This is a genomic window from Shewanella sp. DC2-4 (genome assembly GCF_013248875.1).
Lineage (GTDB): Bacteria > Pseudomonadota > Gammaproteobacteria > Enterobacterales > Shewanellaceae > Shewanella > Shewanella oncorhynchi.
In genome coordinates, this window is the sequence record NZ_JABRVR010000001.1 from 59836 (window position 1) to 76470 (window position 16635).

General features: G+C 47.2%; 19 protein-coding genes. 17 read left to right on the plus strand and 2 right to left on the minus strand.

Going from position 1 to position 16635, the window contains the following annotated elements; all coding sequences use genetic code 11:
* Positions 1 to 164 precede the first annotated feature (164 nt).
* Positions 165 to 896, minus strand: a complete 732-nt coding sequence (locus tag HQQ92_RS00235) for a hypothetical protein (protein ID WP_006087331.1) — start codon at positions 894 to 896, stop codon at positions 165 to 167.
* A 437-nt stretch (positions 897 to 1333) separates the two neighbouring features.
* Entirely contained in the window at positions 1334 to 1951 is a 618-nt protein-coding gene (locus tag HQQ92_RS00240; protein ID WP_173242386.1) for a LexA family transcriptional regulator, read from the minus strand.
* Positions 1952 to 2111: 160 nt separating this feature from the next.
* Here HQQ92_RS00240 and HQQ92_RS00245 point away from each other — a divergent pair, with 160 nt between their 5' ends.
* The 17 genes from HQQ92_RS00245 (at position 2112) to HQQ92_RS00325 (ending at position 16635) form a co-directional block, all read left to right on the plus strand.
* Positions 2112 to 2291: a TraY domain-containing protein gene (locus tag HQQ92_RS00245; RefSeq protein WP_173242388.1), complete on the plus strand. Its 180-nt coding sequence runs from the start codon at positions 2112 to 2114 to the stop codon at positions 2289 to 2291.
* Positions 2292 to 2343: 52 nt separating this feature from the next.
* The gene (locus HQQ92_RS00250) at positions 2344 to 2715 is read left to right on the plus strand and encodes a hypothetical protein (RefSeq protein WP_115407282.1); all 372 of its coding nucleotides are present in this window, start codon (positions 2344 to 2346) and stop codon (positions 2713 to 2715) included.
* Between the two features lie 3 nt (positions 2716 to 2718).
* On the plus strand, positions 2719 to 3021 hold the full coding sequence (gene traL, locus HQQ92_RS00255) for a type IV conjugative transfer system protein TraL (RefSeq protein WP_012197972.1): 303 nt from the start codon (positions 2719 to 2721) through the stop codon (positions 3019 to 3021).
* A 40-nt stretch (positions 3022 to 3061) separates the two neighbouring features.
* Positions 3062 to 3628 carry a type IV conjugative transfer system protein TraE gene (gene traE, locus HQQ92_RS00260; protein WP_173242390.1) on the plus strand — a complete coding sequence of 189 codons (567 nt, stop codon included), beginning with the start codon at positions 3062 to 3064 and terminating at the stop codon, positions 3626 to 3628.
* A complete protein-coding gene (gene traK / locus HQQ92_RS00265) occupies positions 3628 to 4443 on the plus strand; it encodes a type-F conjugative transfer system secretin TraK (RefSeq protein WP_173242392.1) in 816 nt (271 codons plus the stop codon). Before traE ends, traK begins: the two co-directional genes overlap by 1 nt.
* Positions 4440 to 5972 (plus strand): TrbI/VirB10 family protein, encoded by a 1533-nt coding sequence (locus HQQ92_RS00270; RefSeq protein ID WP_173242394.1) that lies wholly within the window; start codon positions 4440 to 4442, stop codon positions 5970 to 5972. Before traK ends, HQQ92_RS00270 begins: the two co-directional genes overlap by 4 nt.
* A 20-nt stretch (positions 5973 to 5992) precedes the next feature.
* Complete coding sequence (gene traV, locus HQQ92_RS00275; protein WP_254306280.1) at positions 5993 to 6448, plus strand: type IV conjugative transfer system lipoprotein TraV; 456 nt, start codon at positions 5993 to 5995, stop codon at positions 6446 to 6448.
* A 3-nt stretch (positions 6449 to 6451) separates the two neighbouring features.
* A complete protein-coding gene (gene traC, locus HQQ92_RS00280) occupies positions 6452 to 9040 on the plus strand; it encodes a type IV secretion system protein TraC (protein WP_173242396.1) in 2589 nt (862 codons plus the stop codon).
* Position 9041: 1 nt separating this feature from the next.
* The gene (locus HQQ92_RS00285) at positions 9042 to 9413 is read left to right on the plus strand and encodes a TrbI F-type domain-containing protein (RefSeq protein ID WP_173242398.1); all 372 of its coding nucleotides are present in this window, start codon (positions 9042 to 9044) and stop codon (positions 9411 to 9413) included.
* Positions 9410 to 10114: a type-F conjugative transfer system protein TraW gene (gene traW / locus HQQ92_RS00290; RefSeq protein WP_063883625.1), complete on the plus strand. Its 705-nt coding sequence runs from the start codon at positions 9410 to 9412 to the stop codon at positions 10112 to 10114. Before HQQ92_RS00285 ends, traW begins: the two co-directional genes overlap by 4 nt.
* On the plus strand, positions 10101 to 11108 hold the full coding sequence (traU, locus tag HQQ92_RS00295; RefSeq protein WP_173242400.1) for a conjugal transfer pilus assembly protein TraU: 1008 nt from the start codon (positions 10101 to 10103) through the stop codon (positions 11106 to 11108). Before traW ends, traU begins: the two co-directional genes overlap by 14 nt.
* Before the next feature lie 22 nt (positions 11109 to 11130).
* A complete protein-coding gene (gene trbC, locus HQQ92_RS00300) occupies positions 11131 to 11871 on the plus strand; it encodes a type-F conjugative transfer system pilin assembly protein TrbC (protein ID WP_173242402.1) in 741 nt (246 codons plus the stop codon).
* The gene (traN, locus tag HQQ92_RS00305; RefSeq protein ID WP_173242404.1) at positions 11868 to 13736 is read left to right on the plus strand and encodes a type-F conjugative transfer system mating-pair stabilization protein TraN; all 1869 of its coding nucleotides are present in this window, start codon (positions 11868 to 11870) and stop codon (positions 13734 to 13736) included. The genes trbC and traN overlap by 4 nt, the downstream gene beginning before the upstream one ends.
* A 104-nt stretch (positions 13737 to 13840) precedes the next feature.
* Entirely contained in the window at positions 13841 to 14608 is a 768-nt protein-coding gene (gene traF, locus HQQ92_RS00310) for a type-F conjugative transfer system pilin assembly protein TraF (protein WP_309247070.1), read from the plus strand.
* Between the two features lie 40 nt (positions 14609 to 14648).
* Positions 14649 to 15062, plus strand: coding sequence for a type-F conjugative transfer system pilin assembly thiol-disulfide isomerase TrbB (trbB, locus tag HQQ92_RS00315; RefSeq protein ID WP_254306281.1), 414 nt, complete (start codon positions 14649 to 14651; stop codon positions 15060 to 15062).
* A gap of 11 nt (positions 15063 to 15073) precedes the next feature.
* Positions 15074 to 15250, plus strand: coding sequence for a hypothetical protein (locus HQQ92_RS00320; RefSeq protein ID WP_173242410.1), 177 nt, complete (start codon positions 15074 to 15076; stop codon positions 15248 to 15250).
* Entirely contained in the window at positions 15247 to 16635 is a 1389-nt protein-coding gene (locus tag HQQ92_RS00325) for a conjugal transfer protein TraH (RefSeq protein ID WP_131525418.1), read from the plus strand. The genes HQQ92_RS00320 and HQQ92_RS00325 overlap by 4 nt, the downstream gene beginning before the upstream one ends.

Below are 16635 nucleotides of genomic sequence, written 5' to 3' on the forward strand. Positions count from 1 at the left end.
AAGAGATACGAACCTATGAGAAAAACATACGAGTTAACGTCAATCTCTATCAGAGAGATATGAAAATTTAGTGAAATTTAAGCCTTTAACTAGCAAAATTAGCTGTTATTTATCGTTGGGGTAGGGAAGGGCGCCGCCATATGACGGTAAGCTTAAAATAGCGATTAATGCGTACTGGGGGGATTAACGTTAGAGGAGAAAAACATATCCGCAGTAAATCGTTGCCTCAATGGCAACTGCCGCTTGAAGCAGCGCCACGTAAACGATAAACCATTATCAAGAGCTTTCTGATACGAAAACTTAATTTGCGCTCTTATATCATCGGAATAAACACCGATCGATTGTAAAAATTGAGGTGATAGCCACTTATAAGCAGCGCGAGAACGAATAGTACCTTCTTCGTCGGCTTTTTTAACTTCTTGAACCAGGTAGACGCCTGCAAGTTTAAGCATATCGATAAAGCGATACCAAGTTGAGCTTGGTATCGCTTCACCCCAGCGCTTAGCGTGAGCAAGCATGAGTGCATCATGGCTGGTAGGATCGAACCCTATGTTTTTAGCTTTACCAACTTGGCCGCTCATAAGATCGCATGTAGTTATCAATGTAACTGATATCTCAAATAGCTTTCGCTTAGTACGTTCAGACATTGTTCGTGATACGCCACCATTATCAACGTCTAACTTTCGGCTATAAATCAGCCGGCGCGCATTGTTGATCACCACATTAAAATATCGAGGTAAACGGCTACCTTTAAGCTTAAAACCGTCAAGACTAGCTTTATAGGCATTCGAGCCCACATCATGCTTATTATTTTTTACATGAAGAGCAGCTGCGCGTTTTTCGTTTCGTAGTCTCTGACGCTTCTGACGTGCTTTATCTGCGCTAGATTTTTGCATGAGACACTACCACAATGCACTCACGAAAAGATGATCTCAAGATCAACTGACGCTGGCATATGGGGTTTAAGTGTCTTAAATTTTGGTGCTGCAAAGGTAAGCAGCCATTGAAATAATTAGGCATTATATTGATTCCACATGTTTTAGGGCTGTTTGAATGGTTAGTTCAAACATTGCAGATCACTATAATCTGATCGATCGCAAAGATCAACGATCTTTCAATGGCTTGAATTTTAGGCACAAAAAAGCCGACCCATGTGGTAAGTCGGCTTTGTTGTCGAATGCTTCACGTCAGGGAACCACCCCCAACACACTCTAATTTTGAAAAATACACTACATAGATAACTATGTAGTAGCGTGCTATGTAATGCACTTTTGCTTCAAAATCTGTAGTAATTGTAGGTTAGCACGAATAACTTTTCAACTATAGATTAACTTTATCTAGTTGTAATTTGGCATTTAACTTTTCCCATTACTTCAAATTTTGCAAACTCCTGAAATGTGTAAATCTCATCTTTGTAGTCAGTGTTAAAACTTTTAACCCTAATCCCTGACGATGTATATGATAATATTTTCACCCACACTCTATCGCCCTGTTTTAAAACATAATACTTACCATCTTTAATAAAAGTATCACTTGTATCTATTATCACTAAAGACAAATCAGGCAGTATAGGCTCCATTGCATTACCGATAACTTCAATACAAAGTGCATTCTTTATGTCTACACCGTCAAGAAAGCTAGCATCTATCACAAAATGTGAACCAATTGCACTTCTTGTTAAATTTTGAATTTCTGCAAATGGCACAGAAACACTACCTAACTTGCTATCAAAATTCACACTCGCTTTAGTTGAACCAGTACTAAGCCACTCTAAACTAACGTCAAATAAAGTACAAAAGGCTCTCAAATGAGAACCTTTTGGCTCAGTTTTGTCAGTTTCCCATTGTGAAATAGCCATTGGCGTAACTGATAACTTTTTTGCTAACGATTTTTGTGTGTATCCCTTACTAACCCGCAGTTCCTTAATTCTTTTACCTATTCCGCTGCTCATGGCTGCTCATATTTGTTAAAGGCTTGATAGTTTGTATCAAGTATCACGCGAGTTGCATAAATTGCGACTTTACTCAGATAAAGTTAAACTTTACTTTGCAAAATTATCAAGTTAGTATCCGTTCAATATTACGTCAATTAAGTACCGGAATTAATTACTAATGGACCGAAAACCAACCCACGTTAACGTAAAACTTGAAGCAGAGTTCAATGAACTACTGACTAAATCGGCTTTGAAAAATGAACGTTCTAAACGAAAAGAAGCTCAAGCAAGGCTTAAAGATCACCTGAATCGATTCGAAGATATGGGCATGGGAATAATCGGAACCGACAAATCATAATTTTTTACCATCACGATCCCAAAATGGGATCGCAATACTAAGGAAGTGTTTTATGACCACCAAAACTCAACAGCCTAGCGCACAACAAAGTGAAGTAAACGAAGAAATTCTAAGACTCGCAAAACATATACCCAGTGATAGCACCATATTCATAATGCGCTGCACTTTCCTATTCATCATTTGTATCGTCGCTACTTTGCTGTTGTCTTGGGATGTACATGCTGCAGACATATTCGCCCCCGCTAAAAGTGAGATTGTTGACACCGTTGGCACAGGCTCAACTGCACAGTTCGCCATTCTCGTCGTGGGTCTGTGTGTTGGTGCGATTACTGGTTTTCTGACCAAAAACTGGGGTGCTGCTATCGGCAGTTTCATCGTTGGCATCATTTTCGTCAACGTGGCCTTAAAGGTTGTAGGTCTATAGGCCGTGGATAACCCCACTCAGTTTTTTAGCATCCCTAAACACCTCAATAACACCCCTACGTTATTAGGGTTTGCGATGGATGAACTTGTTCCTGCCTTAGTGTTTTTTGCCGTGTTATTCATGATGGATCACGCGCTCATTGGCATGGCGCTAGCCTCTTCATGGTTTTTAGGGATGCGCAGAATGAAATCACAATACGGCATGTGCGTGTTACGCCTCACTGCCTATTGGTATGCCCCTGCAGAATTTAGCGCTTCATTTTTAAAACGAACACCTGCGGCCTGTCGCCGCTACTGGTTACGTTAAATGATGTGAATTAGGGGGCCTATCCCCCTAAGGATGCCCCATGTTACAAAAGAACAAAATCGACTTTATCCGCATTGCAAAATCCCTCAACACGCTTCTGTTAATCGGCTTTACCGTTGCCATGATCAGTAACACGGTCCTAGCAAGTATTGTATGGATGGCCTACTTCAATAAAAGCCGCACCGTTGTACCACCGACCATCAGCGCAGCCTTTACCGTATCAGACACGTCTATAGACGAACCGTATTTACAGCAAATGGCCGAATACTTTGCCTTTCTAAAACTCAATGTCACGCCCGCTTCGGTAGACCATCAGTACAAACAGCTCGCAACCTATATCGATGAAGCTGATTGGCATCAGATGCAACCTTTACTGGTTGAAGATGCAGCCATGATTAAAAAACAAAACATCAGCAGTCACTTCACCATCAATGAAACCCAAATTGCCCTTGATGATCGTCTCGTCAAACTCACGGGCACGTTAAACAAATATGTGGGCAAACGCGCGCTGGAACCCGAAACCATCAGCTACATCATTGCCATGAATTATGACCATGGCCAACTGTCGCTCAAAGCCATTAAGAAAGTGCAAAAGGAAGTTAAATAATGAAGATTGCTAACCCACTTGTTTTCGCAGCCTGCGCGCTTTTTCCTATGAGCGTGTTAGCGGCAAATACGCCCCCAAAACACTACGGATTCAATGACAGCGAAACGGTTCCTATTGAGCTGTCGAGTGTTGATATCAACCGCTTAGTCGTGGAAGGTGACAAAATCACCTCGATTGATTGCCCTGAAGGATTTTGCGTTGTCACTGGCACGAAATCGGATAAATCCGGTGCAGCGCGCGTTAACCTCAATTTGGCCATGCCATTTACAGCCTATGTATCAACAGAAAAGGGCAGACATTTCGGCTTATTCATCAGCCCTAAAGCCATTCCTGCCGTGACCTCTATCTTCACTGCAGAACATTATCGCGAAGAACAACCCTCCGTTTTCGATAAGAAAACCCCTTATCCAACCATGATGACCGAGTTCACCGCGCAAATGATCCGCTACCTCGCCACGGGTAAACCGATTGACGGTTATCGTGTGCATGTCGTCAATGATGACCTTGAACGCACCACGGTAGACAGTGAGCCTAGAGGCACGGAAACATCTATCGATGACGCGATGTTTACTCGCTTAAATGAGCAAATGCCCAAACCAGCAGGACTGACAACAGAACCTGCTTTCGTGTTCACTGGTAAGCATTTCAACGGCATCATTTATCGCGTAACAAACCACGCAGCACTCCCAGTCACCCTCACCACAGCGCAGTTCTATTCCCCAACGACGCGAGCCGCAGCCTTATCAACCTATGAATTAGCACCACAACAAATAGGACACCTCTTTGTTGTCTCGGGCGGGGAGAGCATGCAATGAAGCAACTCCTAGACTACTTCAAAAAAGACCCCGAAGCCGACTTTGAGCAAGGCAGTGCGTTAAATGAAGCCAATAAAAAACGCAATTGGGTGATTGCAGGGGTGGGGGCCACGGTACTCGGAGCCCTCTATTTAGCTGGCGACGCCTATATGTCAGCCCCTAAACGTGCCCCTGAAACCGCAGCGGGCAATCCTATCGATTTTGGTGCCGTGATTGATAAAGATTTCACCGAAAAAGACAATCAGTCTGCGCTCACCGCACAACAAATTGCCTTAGATAAGCAGCAGAAAGCGATTGATAAAATGCTGAAAAGCATGGAAGCCATTGAGCGCAGCAATGAAGCTAATCGCCTTGATTTAAAGCGTAATTTAGAGACGTTCCAACTGACCGTCTCTGAAAAAATTGATGATAAGATTAATGCCGCTACCGCAAATGCAATGCAGCATAGCAATAACAATGTCACCGATGAATTTTCGACAGAAGGCATTGATGCATCAGCCTATCCCGTTAGGCAAAGCACACGCTACTTGGGTGAACAAACGCTGCCGCCACGCCCGAGCGTGGGTGACGGACAAAGCGGGTATGCTGCCCCCTATCAAGGCGGCGCTATCCCGCCACCTGCAACCCAAAATGGCATCGATTCCTTTGCACTAAATTGGGAATCGCCGGAAGAAAACCTCCCCAAAAAACGCACCCCTGAGAACTATGTTCCTGCAGGTTCGTTTGTCACGGCTGTCGTCACTGGCGGCGCAGATGCCAATGCGGGTGTGAATGGCCAAGGCGATACCGTACCAATGGTATTCCAAACCATTAACCAAGGTGTACTCCCTAACGGCAAGCCCTCAAAACTAAACAACTGCACAGTTTTAGGCGCGGCTTACGGCGAAATCTCATCGAGTCGCGGCATTGTGCGCACGACTCGCCTCAGCTGTATTTTTGAAGATGAAATCATCGACATTCCAGTCGAGGCGACCGTATTTAACTATGGCCGCAACGGTATTCGCGGTACTGCCATTATGAAGAACGGAAAAATCGTTCAGATGGCAGGGATTAGCGGCATTTTGACGGGCATTGGTGAGACAGGTAAGGCACTGAGCCAAACCACATCGAACTCAGCGCTAGGGTCAACCTCAAGCGTCAATGGCAGTGATGCACTGCTCAACTTAGCCGGCAGTGCCAGTTCAAGCGTGGGTAGCAAGCTCGCGGATTACTACATCAAATTAGCTGAGCAATACCACCCGATTATTGAGCTCAATCCGGGCAATACCGTCAACATCGTTTTCCTCAAAGGCTTCCCGCTCGATCCAGTTGGCATTCAAGAATACGAAGAAGCGCTAGCGCAGCAAGCCCAAAATCCTGTCAGTGCCACAGCGCAAATCCTCAACACTATCAGCAACCCACTGTTAGAACAGATGCCAGGGAATATTAAGCCGCAGGCCCAAGGCACAAACACGCCTACACCACAGCAGCAATATAACCAACAAGGCCAGCGCCCCCCTGTTAACTCAGCCTTTGGCCGTGCGAACTAATTCATTTAAGGAGTGACATTTTGAACACAATCATGAGCAAAAATGCATTACGTAACACCGGTATTATCGCACTGGCTTCATGGCTATTAAGTGGCTGTGCGGCGGGGCTGGATAGTGACTATTCATGCGATAAAGTCGGCGGCATCAATGGCTGTACTAACATGATGGAAGTGAGGCAACTTACCGACAGTGGCGTGTTTAATCAGCCACAAGCACAAAGCCCTGCGGTGACGGCCTTAAGCGGTCAAAGCACAACAGCACTCCCCAAGCTTGCGAGCCAACAACAAGACTTTATCCCTTTGCCACGCCGCGACCGCCACGGTGTACCGCTGCGCACGGCGGAGTCAGTCCAAAAAGTAACAATATTCCCCTACCTCAACGAGCAAGGGGATTACGTTGATACCAGCGATGTGTACATCGTGGTCGATAAGAGCCGTTGGACGGGCAGACCTGCCAAATACATCAAGCAGGATTAAGCCATGAAACAACGTATTAAAAACGATCTCGGCGCACTCTATGCCAGCAGCAAACAGCAGCACAACCATCTGCATCATGAATTGCCCTATCGCATTTATGATGATGCTGAACAAGTCTTTGAAAATGCTAATTCGCTTGGTTTTGGCTTTGCCATTTCGCTGTTTGGCGGGGCTAATGACGACTTAATCAAAACCATGAACGCCTTGGTGTGCACACTGCCAGAGGGCGACAAATGGCATTATCAATTCGTCATGGTGGGTAATAATCAAGTCGGTGAGCTCATCGAGCAAAATCAAGCGCTGCTCAGTGGCCGCAATGCCATTTGCGATAAATTTGCCTCAAATGAAGCTATCTATGCAAAACACAGTTCGACCAAAGGCTTTGGCACCAAGCTCAGCAGCGCATATCACTACGATCTAAAGAACACTAAAGGGTTTTTCTTTGTTTCAACCACCGAAGACATGCCCGCACTGTTGGATATGCGCCTTGGCATTGAGTCAGAGCTGGCGCAAACAGGCATGCACATTCGCCGTTTAGGCGCTGACGATTTGATTGAGCATTGCCGCGAGCATTTAAATTTTTCGCATCAACAAGACCGCGTTTCGCCCGCTAAGTATAACGAGTATCAACCTCTCAACACACAAATTCTCAGCCCTGACAGTGAGTTCATCATTAACCGCGATTCGGTCAATATCCGTCACACACCGATGCAATCAGACAACAGTGTCGATACCACCTTAATCAATCTTGGGCTAAAGGGGCTGCCGAACGATTTTAGGCTGTATGCGTTTCCCAACTGTATTGCATCACTCAGTTACACCATGAACAGTGTTCAATGTCCTTATCGTGTCAGCGTGTCTTTTTATATTAATAAAACCGGTGAGCAAACCACCCGTAACGACAGCAAAATTGGATCTTTGACCAAAACGGTCAACTCCCCTATGCGGTTGTTGATCCCCAGCGCCGCGGATGAACTGGCTGAACGCAAGGAGATACAAAAAGGACTCAGCTCACACGCCTTTAAAATCACCACCATGACATTGAATGTCACCCTGTATACGACAGAAGAAAAACAACGCCATGACACCTCAAAAGCGATTGCGACTTTCCGCACGGCAGGCATTGATTTAATCCGAAACAATAAACTGCAAGGCATGTGCACACTGTCCACCCTCCCGTTCTCAATGAGCGAAGGCTTTATGAAAGACAGCCAAAAAGCGGGCCTGTGTTTCATGATGAAAACCTCAAACTTGGTGAACTTTTTACCGATTGTTGCAGACTACAAACGCTTATCAGCAGGGCTACTCTTGCCAACAATGCGCCATCAAATTAGCTATTTCGATCCGTTTAACTGCGGCAGTGATAACTACAACATGGCGATTACGGGCGGCTCAGGGGCAGGGAAGTCATTCTTCATGCAAGCCTTGGTGAAATCTATTTTTGCCAAAGGGGGCAAGGCATGGATTTTAGACAAAGGCCAAAGCTATAAAAAACTCACTCAAACATTAGGCGGCGTCTATCTCGACAGTTCGCAGATTTTCCTAAACCCGTTTACCCACTTAGGCAAAGTTTTAAGCGTGCGTGATGCGGGTACTTTTGGCCCTATCCTCGATGATGAAGGTCAAGCCATTGATCCCATCACCGAAGTGTTGGGAAACATCACAGCGCTTATCGCCACCATGGCATCACCTGATGAAAAGCTCACCGGATTTCAGACGGCATTACTCGGCGATGCTATTTTGCTGGCATGGCAAAAATGCGGTAACGACACGCTGATTGACGATGTGCAAAAGGCACTCTATGACATTGCCGCACAAAAAAATGACGATACCCGTATCAGTGATATCGCCGCGCAATTAAACAAGTTCTGCTCTAACGGCATTCATGGCGCAATTTTCAATAAGCCCTCGATGCTCGATCCCAATATCGATATCACCACGCTTGAACTCGATGGATTTAAAGGCGAGCTACAACGTCCAGTGATTTTCGCGTTGATGGTGACGATTAGCCAACAAATGTACCTCTCTGGCCAACGTTCTATTCCGAAAATCTGTGTGATTGAAGAAGCGTGGTCACTCATGAGCGGCGCGAATGCGCAAAGTAAGGATTTCATCAACGAAGGTTATCGCACAGTGCGTAAGTTCGGCGGCAGCTTTGCCACAGTAACGCAAGGCATGAACGACTTCTTTGCCAACGCCGAGGCCGAAGCGGCACTGAACAGTTCAGATATTCATATCACCTTGCGCCAAGGTGATGGCTTTGGGGATTTCTTGAACAAGCATCCTGACCACTTCTCGCCCTTCGAGCAACACATGATCAAGTCATTCCCCCGCGCCAATGATGCGGGTCATTCCTGCGTCATGCTCAAAGCGGGCGGGCTAGTGTCCTTTCACCGGATTTTTGCCGATCCATGGTCGCGCGCCATGCTCTCAACTGAACCCAAAGAGTTTGAATATTGCGAAAACTTGATTAAAGGCGGCATGCCGTTACTCGATGCCATTGAACTGACAGCCCAACATTTCTATCCCGATGATATGGCCCGCTTTGATGCCATTTTGTCCGCCGCAGCAACCCACAAAGAGGCCGCATAAAATGGAAAAAACCATCATACAATCAATTTTATGGCTGGTGACGCTGGGCGTCATGATAACCCTATGGGTGACACGCGAACCCCGTATTGTCGAGTATGACATTAACGAAACCGTGGCGAGCTTTCACCAATCAATCGGTCAAAGCGAGCTATCCGACGAACAACGCGAAAAAGAAATCACTCGATTTACCCAAACACTGGACGATGTGGTGCAGCAATACGCCATTGATAACCATGTCGTGGTGTTAGTCAGCCCCGCCGTCGTCAGTGGCGCCGTGAATGTCACCCAAGAAATTCAGCAGTCACTACTGCAAACCCTTCAAGCGCAAAACAAGGCGAACCGCGCCCAAGCGAGCGAGGTCACGGCTAAATGAATAAATTCGCGCTACTGATGTTGGCGTTATGCCCACTATTACCGCTCAAGGCTGCGTCTATCGGCACCGTGGGGCAAGTGTTCCCCATTGCTGAAATTGACATGCTGCAGTGGATTGAAAACCGTCTGCAAACCTTAGAAAAAACGGGTGAGCTAGACAGTATGCGCGAGCAATTCCAAGAGAATGTCAAAGCCGGTGTTAAGCGCCCTCGTCCGGTGGGGCTCATTACCACTAAAACCCCTGAGGTGTTTTTAGTCGATCCCACCTTAACGCTGGCCAAAGATATCAATGATGCAAAGGGCAACCTGATTTATCCCAAAGGGACGCGCGTAAACCCATTTGACACCAAGACATGGCCAGCATTGCAAAAGGCCAACGTCGGCAAGTTTGAGTTCAGTAAAACGCTGGTGTTTTTTGATGGGGATGATGTGCAGCAAGTGTTATGGGCCAAAGAGTTTGCAACAACCCATGACAAGCCACACACCATCAAATGGATTTTAACGGGCGGCGAACCCGAAACACTGCACGGCCAATTAGATGCGCGCGTTTACTTTGACCAGCAAGGAAACCTCAGCCGCGCATTAACACTTAAGCGCGTTCCGAGTGTCGTTAAGCAAGCGGGGGTGATGTGGCAAGTGCGCGAAATAGATGTGTCAAATTTCCCCGTATTCATGGAGGAAACAAACCATGCGACACATTAAACCTGCGTGGCTTGTAGCATTATTAATGGGAGTCATTCCTGCACAAGTCAACGCGCAAGCGGCCTGTACGGGTACGTTCGTTAACCCGATGACCGACATTTGTTGGTCGTGTATCTTCCCGATGACCATTGGCAGTGTGCCTATTATTCCTGGGAGCCTACCCGATACGCGCAACCCCGTATCACCCATTTCATTTTGTCCCAAACCGCCGCCTATTTTTATGCAAATTGGCTTGAATATCGGCTACTGGGAGCCTGATACCTTAGTGGACGTGACGCGCGTCCCTTACTGCATGGTCAACATGGGCATGAAGCTCGACATGAGTAATTCCCCCCAAATTGGCGGTCGTGTTACAAGTCGCGATAACGATGCCAGTGATGGCGCGTTTTATCATGGCCATTGGTACAAATACCCTGTGATCTATTGGCTGCAAATTATGCAAAGCGCAGCCTGTATGGCCACGGACAATTTTGATATTGCTTACCTAACAGAGATAGATCCACTGTGGGATGACGATGAGTTGTCTTTTATTCTCAATCCCGAAGCCATTTTATTTGGCAATATCGTATCACAACTCGCTTGTGCCACCGAAGCCGTGGCCACTTCGACCAACAGTGTGTTGCCCTTTGATTTTCTGTTTTGGTGTATGGGCTCACAAGGCAGTGCTTACCCCCTGACTGGCACCACCAATTACCGCGACACGCCAATTCAGGCGGGTACGTTGATTTTAGAGCGCCTGAACTACAAATTGCATCGCCAAGGCATCGTATGGGAATCCCACGGTGAAGACGGCGCGATTTGCTATCAAACGCCGATGCCCCTCATGCCCAAATCCCGCTATCGCTATCAAATGACCAACACCATACCCGATGCGCTATGGGCGCACCCTTACACCACGACAACGGTGATCTGGGAAAGTGGCCACGACAACCCTGTGTCGGGTGACAACTTTGGTTTTATCAACTTCAAAAAACGCAATTGCGTGTTTTTGTGACCAATAAGGGGAGGGATTTTCGATGAAAAAGTTTGAGACCAAATTACCAACAACATATACCGCTTTATGCACAAAAATTGTGGATAACAGCCTATTTTCACATTCATTTAAGGGCTTAGCCCTGCTAGTGAGCTTATGGTGCCTTGGATCAATTTCACAGGTGTTCGCCCAAACGGATTACAGTATTGACGAATTAAAAGCGCTGTCGATGCGAGAACGCCACACATTACCCCCACTGAACGTAGACCAAGCCGCGCTGTTTGATAAAGCCCGTCAGTTCGAAGCGCAAAGCAAAGGCCAATTAGACAACGCACTATCGCCGTTGCTCGATGCCAAGCCCAACCCCAGTGCCGATGCCAATGGTGTGATGGTATTTGTGTCGTTGGGTATGCCTGCCACCAGTTTGCAGCAGTTACTCATGCAAAGCGCAGACTTACAGGTGCCACTCATTGTGCGCGGTGTACTGCCTCAAGGCTTTACCGCCACCGTAAAACAGATGAACCACCTTATCGATAACAAAGGTAAAACCATTCAGAGCGGGTTTGCCATCAATCCCCAGTGGTTTATGCAATTCGGCATTACCCAAGTACCCGCCTTTGTTGCTGTAAGACCCAACAAATGTCAGGCAAAACAGCCCTGCAGTACCGATGACTTTGACGTGATTTACGGCAACGTTTCGTTGTATGACGCGCTGAACTTACTTGCACAACACGGCAGCATTCCCGATGTGGCAGCGAAGACATTAGCAAAGGGGGCGAAATGACTCAGTTGAATAATGCCTTAATCCTCAGTGCCATCCTCACATTGAGCGCCGCCTTGCCTGTTATGGCGGCCAACAGCGAAAAGGATTACCGCGATAATGTGCAGTGGGCCAAAGACAGTATCAAGCAGAATCAGAACAAAGCGGGTTACACCGGTTTTGACGTTAACAGCCTATGCAAAGATGCGACATGCCAGCAAGAAGTCGCTAACCCGAGCGAAAGCCGTTACTACAACAACCCGAGCGCCATGGACAGTGCCAAAATGCAAGGCATGAGCACGGATGGCCAAGCCCAAGCCGTGACGAGTGGCTTTAATAATGGCCGCCCGACGATCGATGAAAACGATCCGGCATACCATACCGCCGTTGGCTATCAAAATGATGCTTACAATATTAGCCACGGCATTTCATCTAAGTATCATGACTGTGAAAAAGGGCTCGTTTGTGAGGTCGATTCTCAGCCACGTTCTTGCACGTTGCCCACCAATAATCCGGTGCAATGCTATCTGACGCCCTTTGTCAAAAGCACTTCGATATCAGAAAAAGAATACTCTTTTAGCCTATCTGGTATGCCACCATTCACTATTACGCTTCCAAATCCGAATGCACTGATTACAGGCATTCGAAGCCAAGGAGAATTGTTAACAATAGGAACAATGAATGTTGGAAATGGTAGTTATGGAATGACTGTTGGGCCAGCAACTCAGTTACAATTTAAAATTGATGGAGTTTCATTAGGAACCGCAACGCTAGAAAAAAAATGGGATAACCGTAACCCATGCGCAGCAGGCGTATCTTCAAATTCAAAATGCCCTTATTCCATCAGTGTAATATTTCCATATCAGCGCACTGCGGCGGAATTGTCACTTCAAGTTGAAACTACACTCAAAAATGTAGCTAAACCTTTCACGACTGAAATTTACAATTTACCACTAATAATAACTACCACCGAAACTAATGTAGAAATTGGCTATAACAATAGCTGCGGTGCAGTTTTACCAGAATGTCAAAAAGTTAAATCGCAATGCACACAAGGAAATGAAACCCGCATAATCAATGGCATATCTGTCACATTGGATTGCTGGAAAGAACAAACCACCTATCAATGTGCCTTTCCCAATACCTGCGACGCCATCGCTGATTGCAGCATTCAATCGACCAGCTGTGAAACCCAACTTGGCGGCGTTTGCATTAAAGATAAACAACAACGCCTATGTGATAAACAGCAATGCCGTGATACGGGCCTTATCTGCGGTGCAGACAGCTTTGCGCTCAGTGGTGACTATTACGATCCTGCGGCCACCCGCAGCACTGACTTTAACCATGCTGCGGCAGGACTGGCCGCCGTCAGTGACGCAGCCGGTGATGTGAAAGACAAAGCCAACATCAACGAAAACAGCGCCATCATTTTCAAAGGCAACATCATGGAATGCAGCGATAAAGCGCTGGGGATCAGCAATTGTTGTCAGGACAGCGGTTGGGGTAACGGCATCGGCTTAACGTCCTGCAGTGAAGAAGAAAAAGCGCTGGGTACCGCCAAAAAAGACAAACTCACCGTATCACTTGGCCAATATTGTGCTGAGAAAGTGCTTGGCGTGTGTATCCGCAAGAAAAAAGCCTATTGCGCTTTTGATAGCAAACTCGCGCGCATCGTGCAGGTTGAGGGCCGCGCGCAATTGGGCAAAAACTTCGGCAGCGCCAAGCATCCTGATTGCAGCGCCTTTTCACCTAACGAACTGCAACGCATTGATATGTCTTCAATGGACTTTTCTGATTTTTATGAAGATATGTACGACGCCATCGAACTGCCCAACACGGATGAAATTCAAAAACGCTTACAACAGTCGGTTGGAGGAACCAAACCATGAGGACGTTGTTAAATGACCGCTTACAACATGCCGCAGCATCTCCTTTTTTTCGGTGGTCAAGCCACGCGCCGTTGGCGTGGTTGTCCACAAAAAAAGGGGATTCGGTGGTCAACAAGCGCAGCGCGTTAGTGCTCCTTATGCTGACAACATTTTGCCACGGCGCAAACGCCACGGATGCACAAGGATGGCGCTGGTATAACGAACCCACTGCCCCCAAGAAGCAAGCACCTAAAAAGGCCGAAACGCCAAGCGTCACCCTCACGCGCACCCAAACACTAACGCCCACCGAGCAGATGGATTGGTTTCACAGCTACTACCAAGACACGCTCAATGACGCCGCGATAAACAGCCAAGACAGCACGAAAGTGGAAAAGGCCATGCTGCTTAATCAGTACGTCAGCAATAAATCGTCCGAATTCGGCATGACATTTAAAAAAGTATTACTCGACAACCCTGAGCTGTCTTACACCAAAGATAGACCGACGGAACAAGCGGCAAGAAGTACGTATTTATCATTAGAGCGCAACAAGAAAATGCGCGCAGTACGCACCCTTGCCGATGCGGGATGGGGCCTGTTCTTTGTCTACAAGGGCAGTGAAGAAATTGATATTGCACTGGCGCCCAGCGTGCAGCAGTTCGCAACGCAACATGGCATTGAGCTACTGGGCGTCACGCTCGATGGTGTAGCACTGCCAGCCATCGTGCAGAACCGCCAAAACGACCAGCACATAAACGTCCCGTTTAGTCCCGCACTCGTGTTAGTTAATCCTGGCACGGGGGAAATGAAACCGCTCGCTTATGGCTTTATCTCTCAAGACGATTTACTTGGCCGCTTCCTGAACGTGGCCACCGATTTCGCCCCTGACTTTTAAACGGAAAATACCCATGAAACGCATCATCACAGTAATGTTAATGACTCTTCTATTCTCTTTAAGCGCTAAGGCGACTCCTATGGGGGGGGCGGCAGTTGCGGCCAATCCGAATGATTACGCGTTAGTGTTTTTCTTTCGCTCTGACTGCCCGTTTTGCCACCAGTTCGCCCCGAAACTGAAACAGCTTGCGGCGCAAACAGGCACCTATACCTATGCCTTTTCGCTCGACAACCAAGGGATAGCAGGTTTTGAAGTGCCTATTCCTTCCACGCCAGACATTGCCGCTACTTTCTTTGAGAACCCGCGCAGCGTGACAGTGCCCGCCACATTTTTGATCAACGTCAATACCCGTAAGTTTGTCCGTTTAACGGTCGGGGATGTGACGTCCTCGCAGCTTCAACAAAGTTACCTTCAATCCCTCAATGACCCACAAGTCATTGCAAGCATGCGCTAGGAGCAACCTTCATGGACACGATGTTAATCATCAATATTTTGCTGGCCTTAGCCATTTATAAATTCGTACTCGTCCCAGTGCATGCATTGTTAAGTGCCGTTTGCTTGCGTGCGCTACGCACACTACACCCGCGCCATAACGGCAACATAAGCGGCAGCATAAGCGGCAATACAGGGGGTAAATCATGAAACGCTTAGCACTGACGCGCACACTACTGGGCGTCACTATTTCATGTTTGCTGACAACACACGCCTATAGTGCGGGGGTTTCTGGTTCACTAAACGATTTTTTCAATGGCCTAGGCTATGGCACTAACGTGACCAATCCGGGCTCATTCAAAGGCCAAAGCGCCAACTACTACAGCGGCGGCAATCTCTTTGTGCGTAGCCCCATTCGCGACGCACAACTGGTGAGTGTGCAAATGCCCAGCATTGCCGCAGGCTGTGGCGGTATTGATATGTTTATGGGGGGATTCAGTCACATTAACTCTGACGCGCTGGTGCAACAAGGTAAGGCTATCATTGCTAACGCCGCGCCGTTTGCCGTCGATTTAGCCCTGCAGACGTGGGCGCCACAAATCAAACAGATTAAGGACACGCTAACGGCCATTGCTGATAAGTATCTCAATCAGTCGATCAATTCTTGCGAGAGTGCCCAAGCGGGCGTGTCGGCGCTGGCGGGGTTTGCAGGTGTTGGCAGTCAAAAATACATTTGTGCCACTATGGGCACGCAAAATAACGCCTTTGCGGATTGGGTATCAGGCCAGCAAGAATGCGGCGCGGGCGGTCAAGCTAACAATCAGCTCGATAACGCCAAGAAAGATCCCGCACTAAAAGACATGGTGCGCAAAAATACCAATATTGTGTGGGCCGCCATTTTAAAAAACACCTTCCTTGCCAGCGATCCGACCTTGGCAGAATTTCTCATGTCGATTTCGGGTACGTATATCTATGACGCGACTGGCAATGCGCGCGGTTATGGCTCACTGCTGACCGACAACAATAACCTGATTAATAGTCTGTTAGAGGGCGGCAAAGCTGAAAGCTATCAATGCACCAATCAAGCCATTGACCAATGCTTAGCACCGACACAACAAACGATCACCATCCAAAGTAATCACGGCCTGCAATACCGCGTAGAAACCTTACTCAGAGGTATCGCCAGCAAGATGCAAAACGACCAGCCACTCACAGATAACGACAAGTCGCTGCTCGAATACACCACACTGCCCATCATGACCTTTTTACGCACCGAATTGGAGGCTGGGCTTGCGCCCCAAACCAATACTTACGCCAAAATCATCAGCGTGCAGTTTATTACCCTCTATCTGCAAAACATGCTGTCGATTGTGAAATCTTCTATCACGGCCACGAACAATGATCCCAAAGACATTGACCGCATCGAGAAAGACATTATCAACGCTAACCGTTTCTTAGCGGGACTGGCAACCAAAGCCCAAGAAGACGCGATATCACAGCACCAGCTCATTATGCAAAACCAGCAAATCAAACAGCAAATAACGGGCGCCATGAGCGCTAAAGCTAAGGCCAACTTGAATTTTGGGGAGCGATAA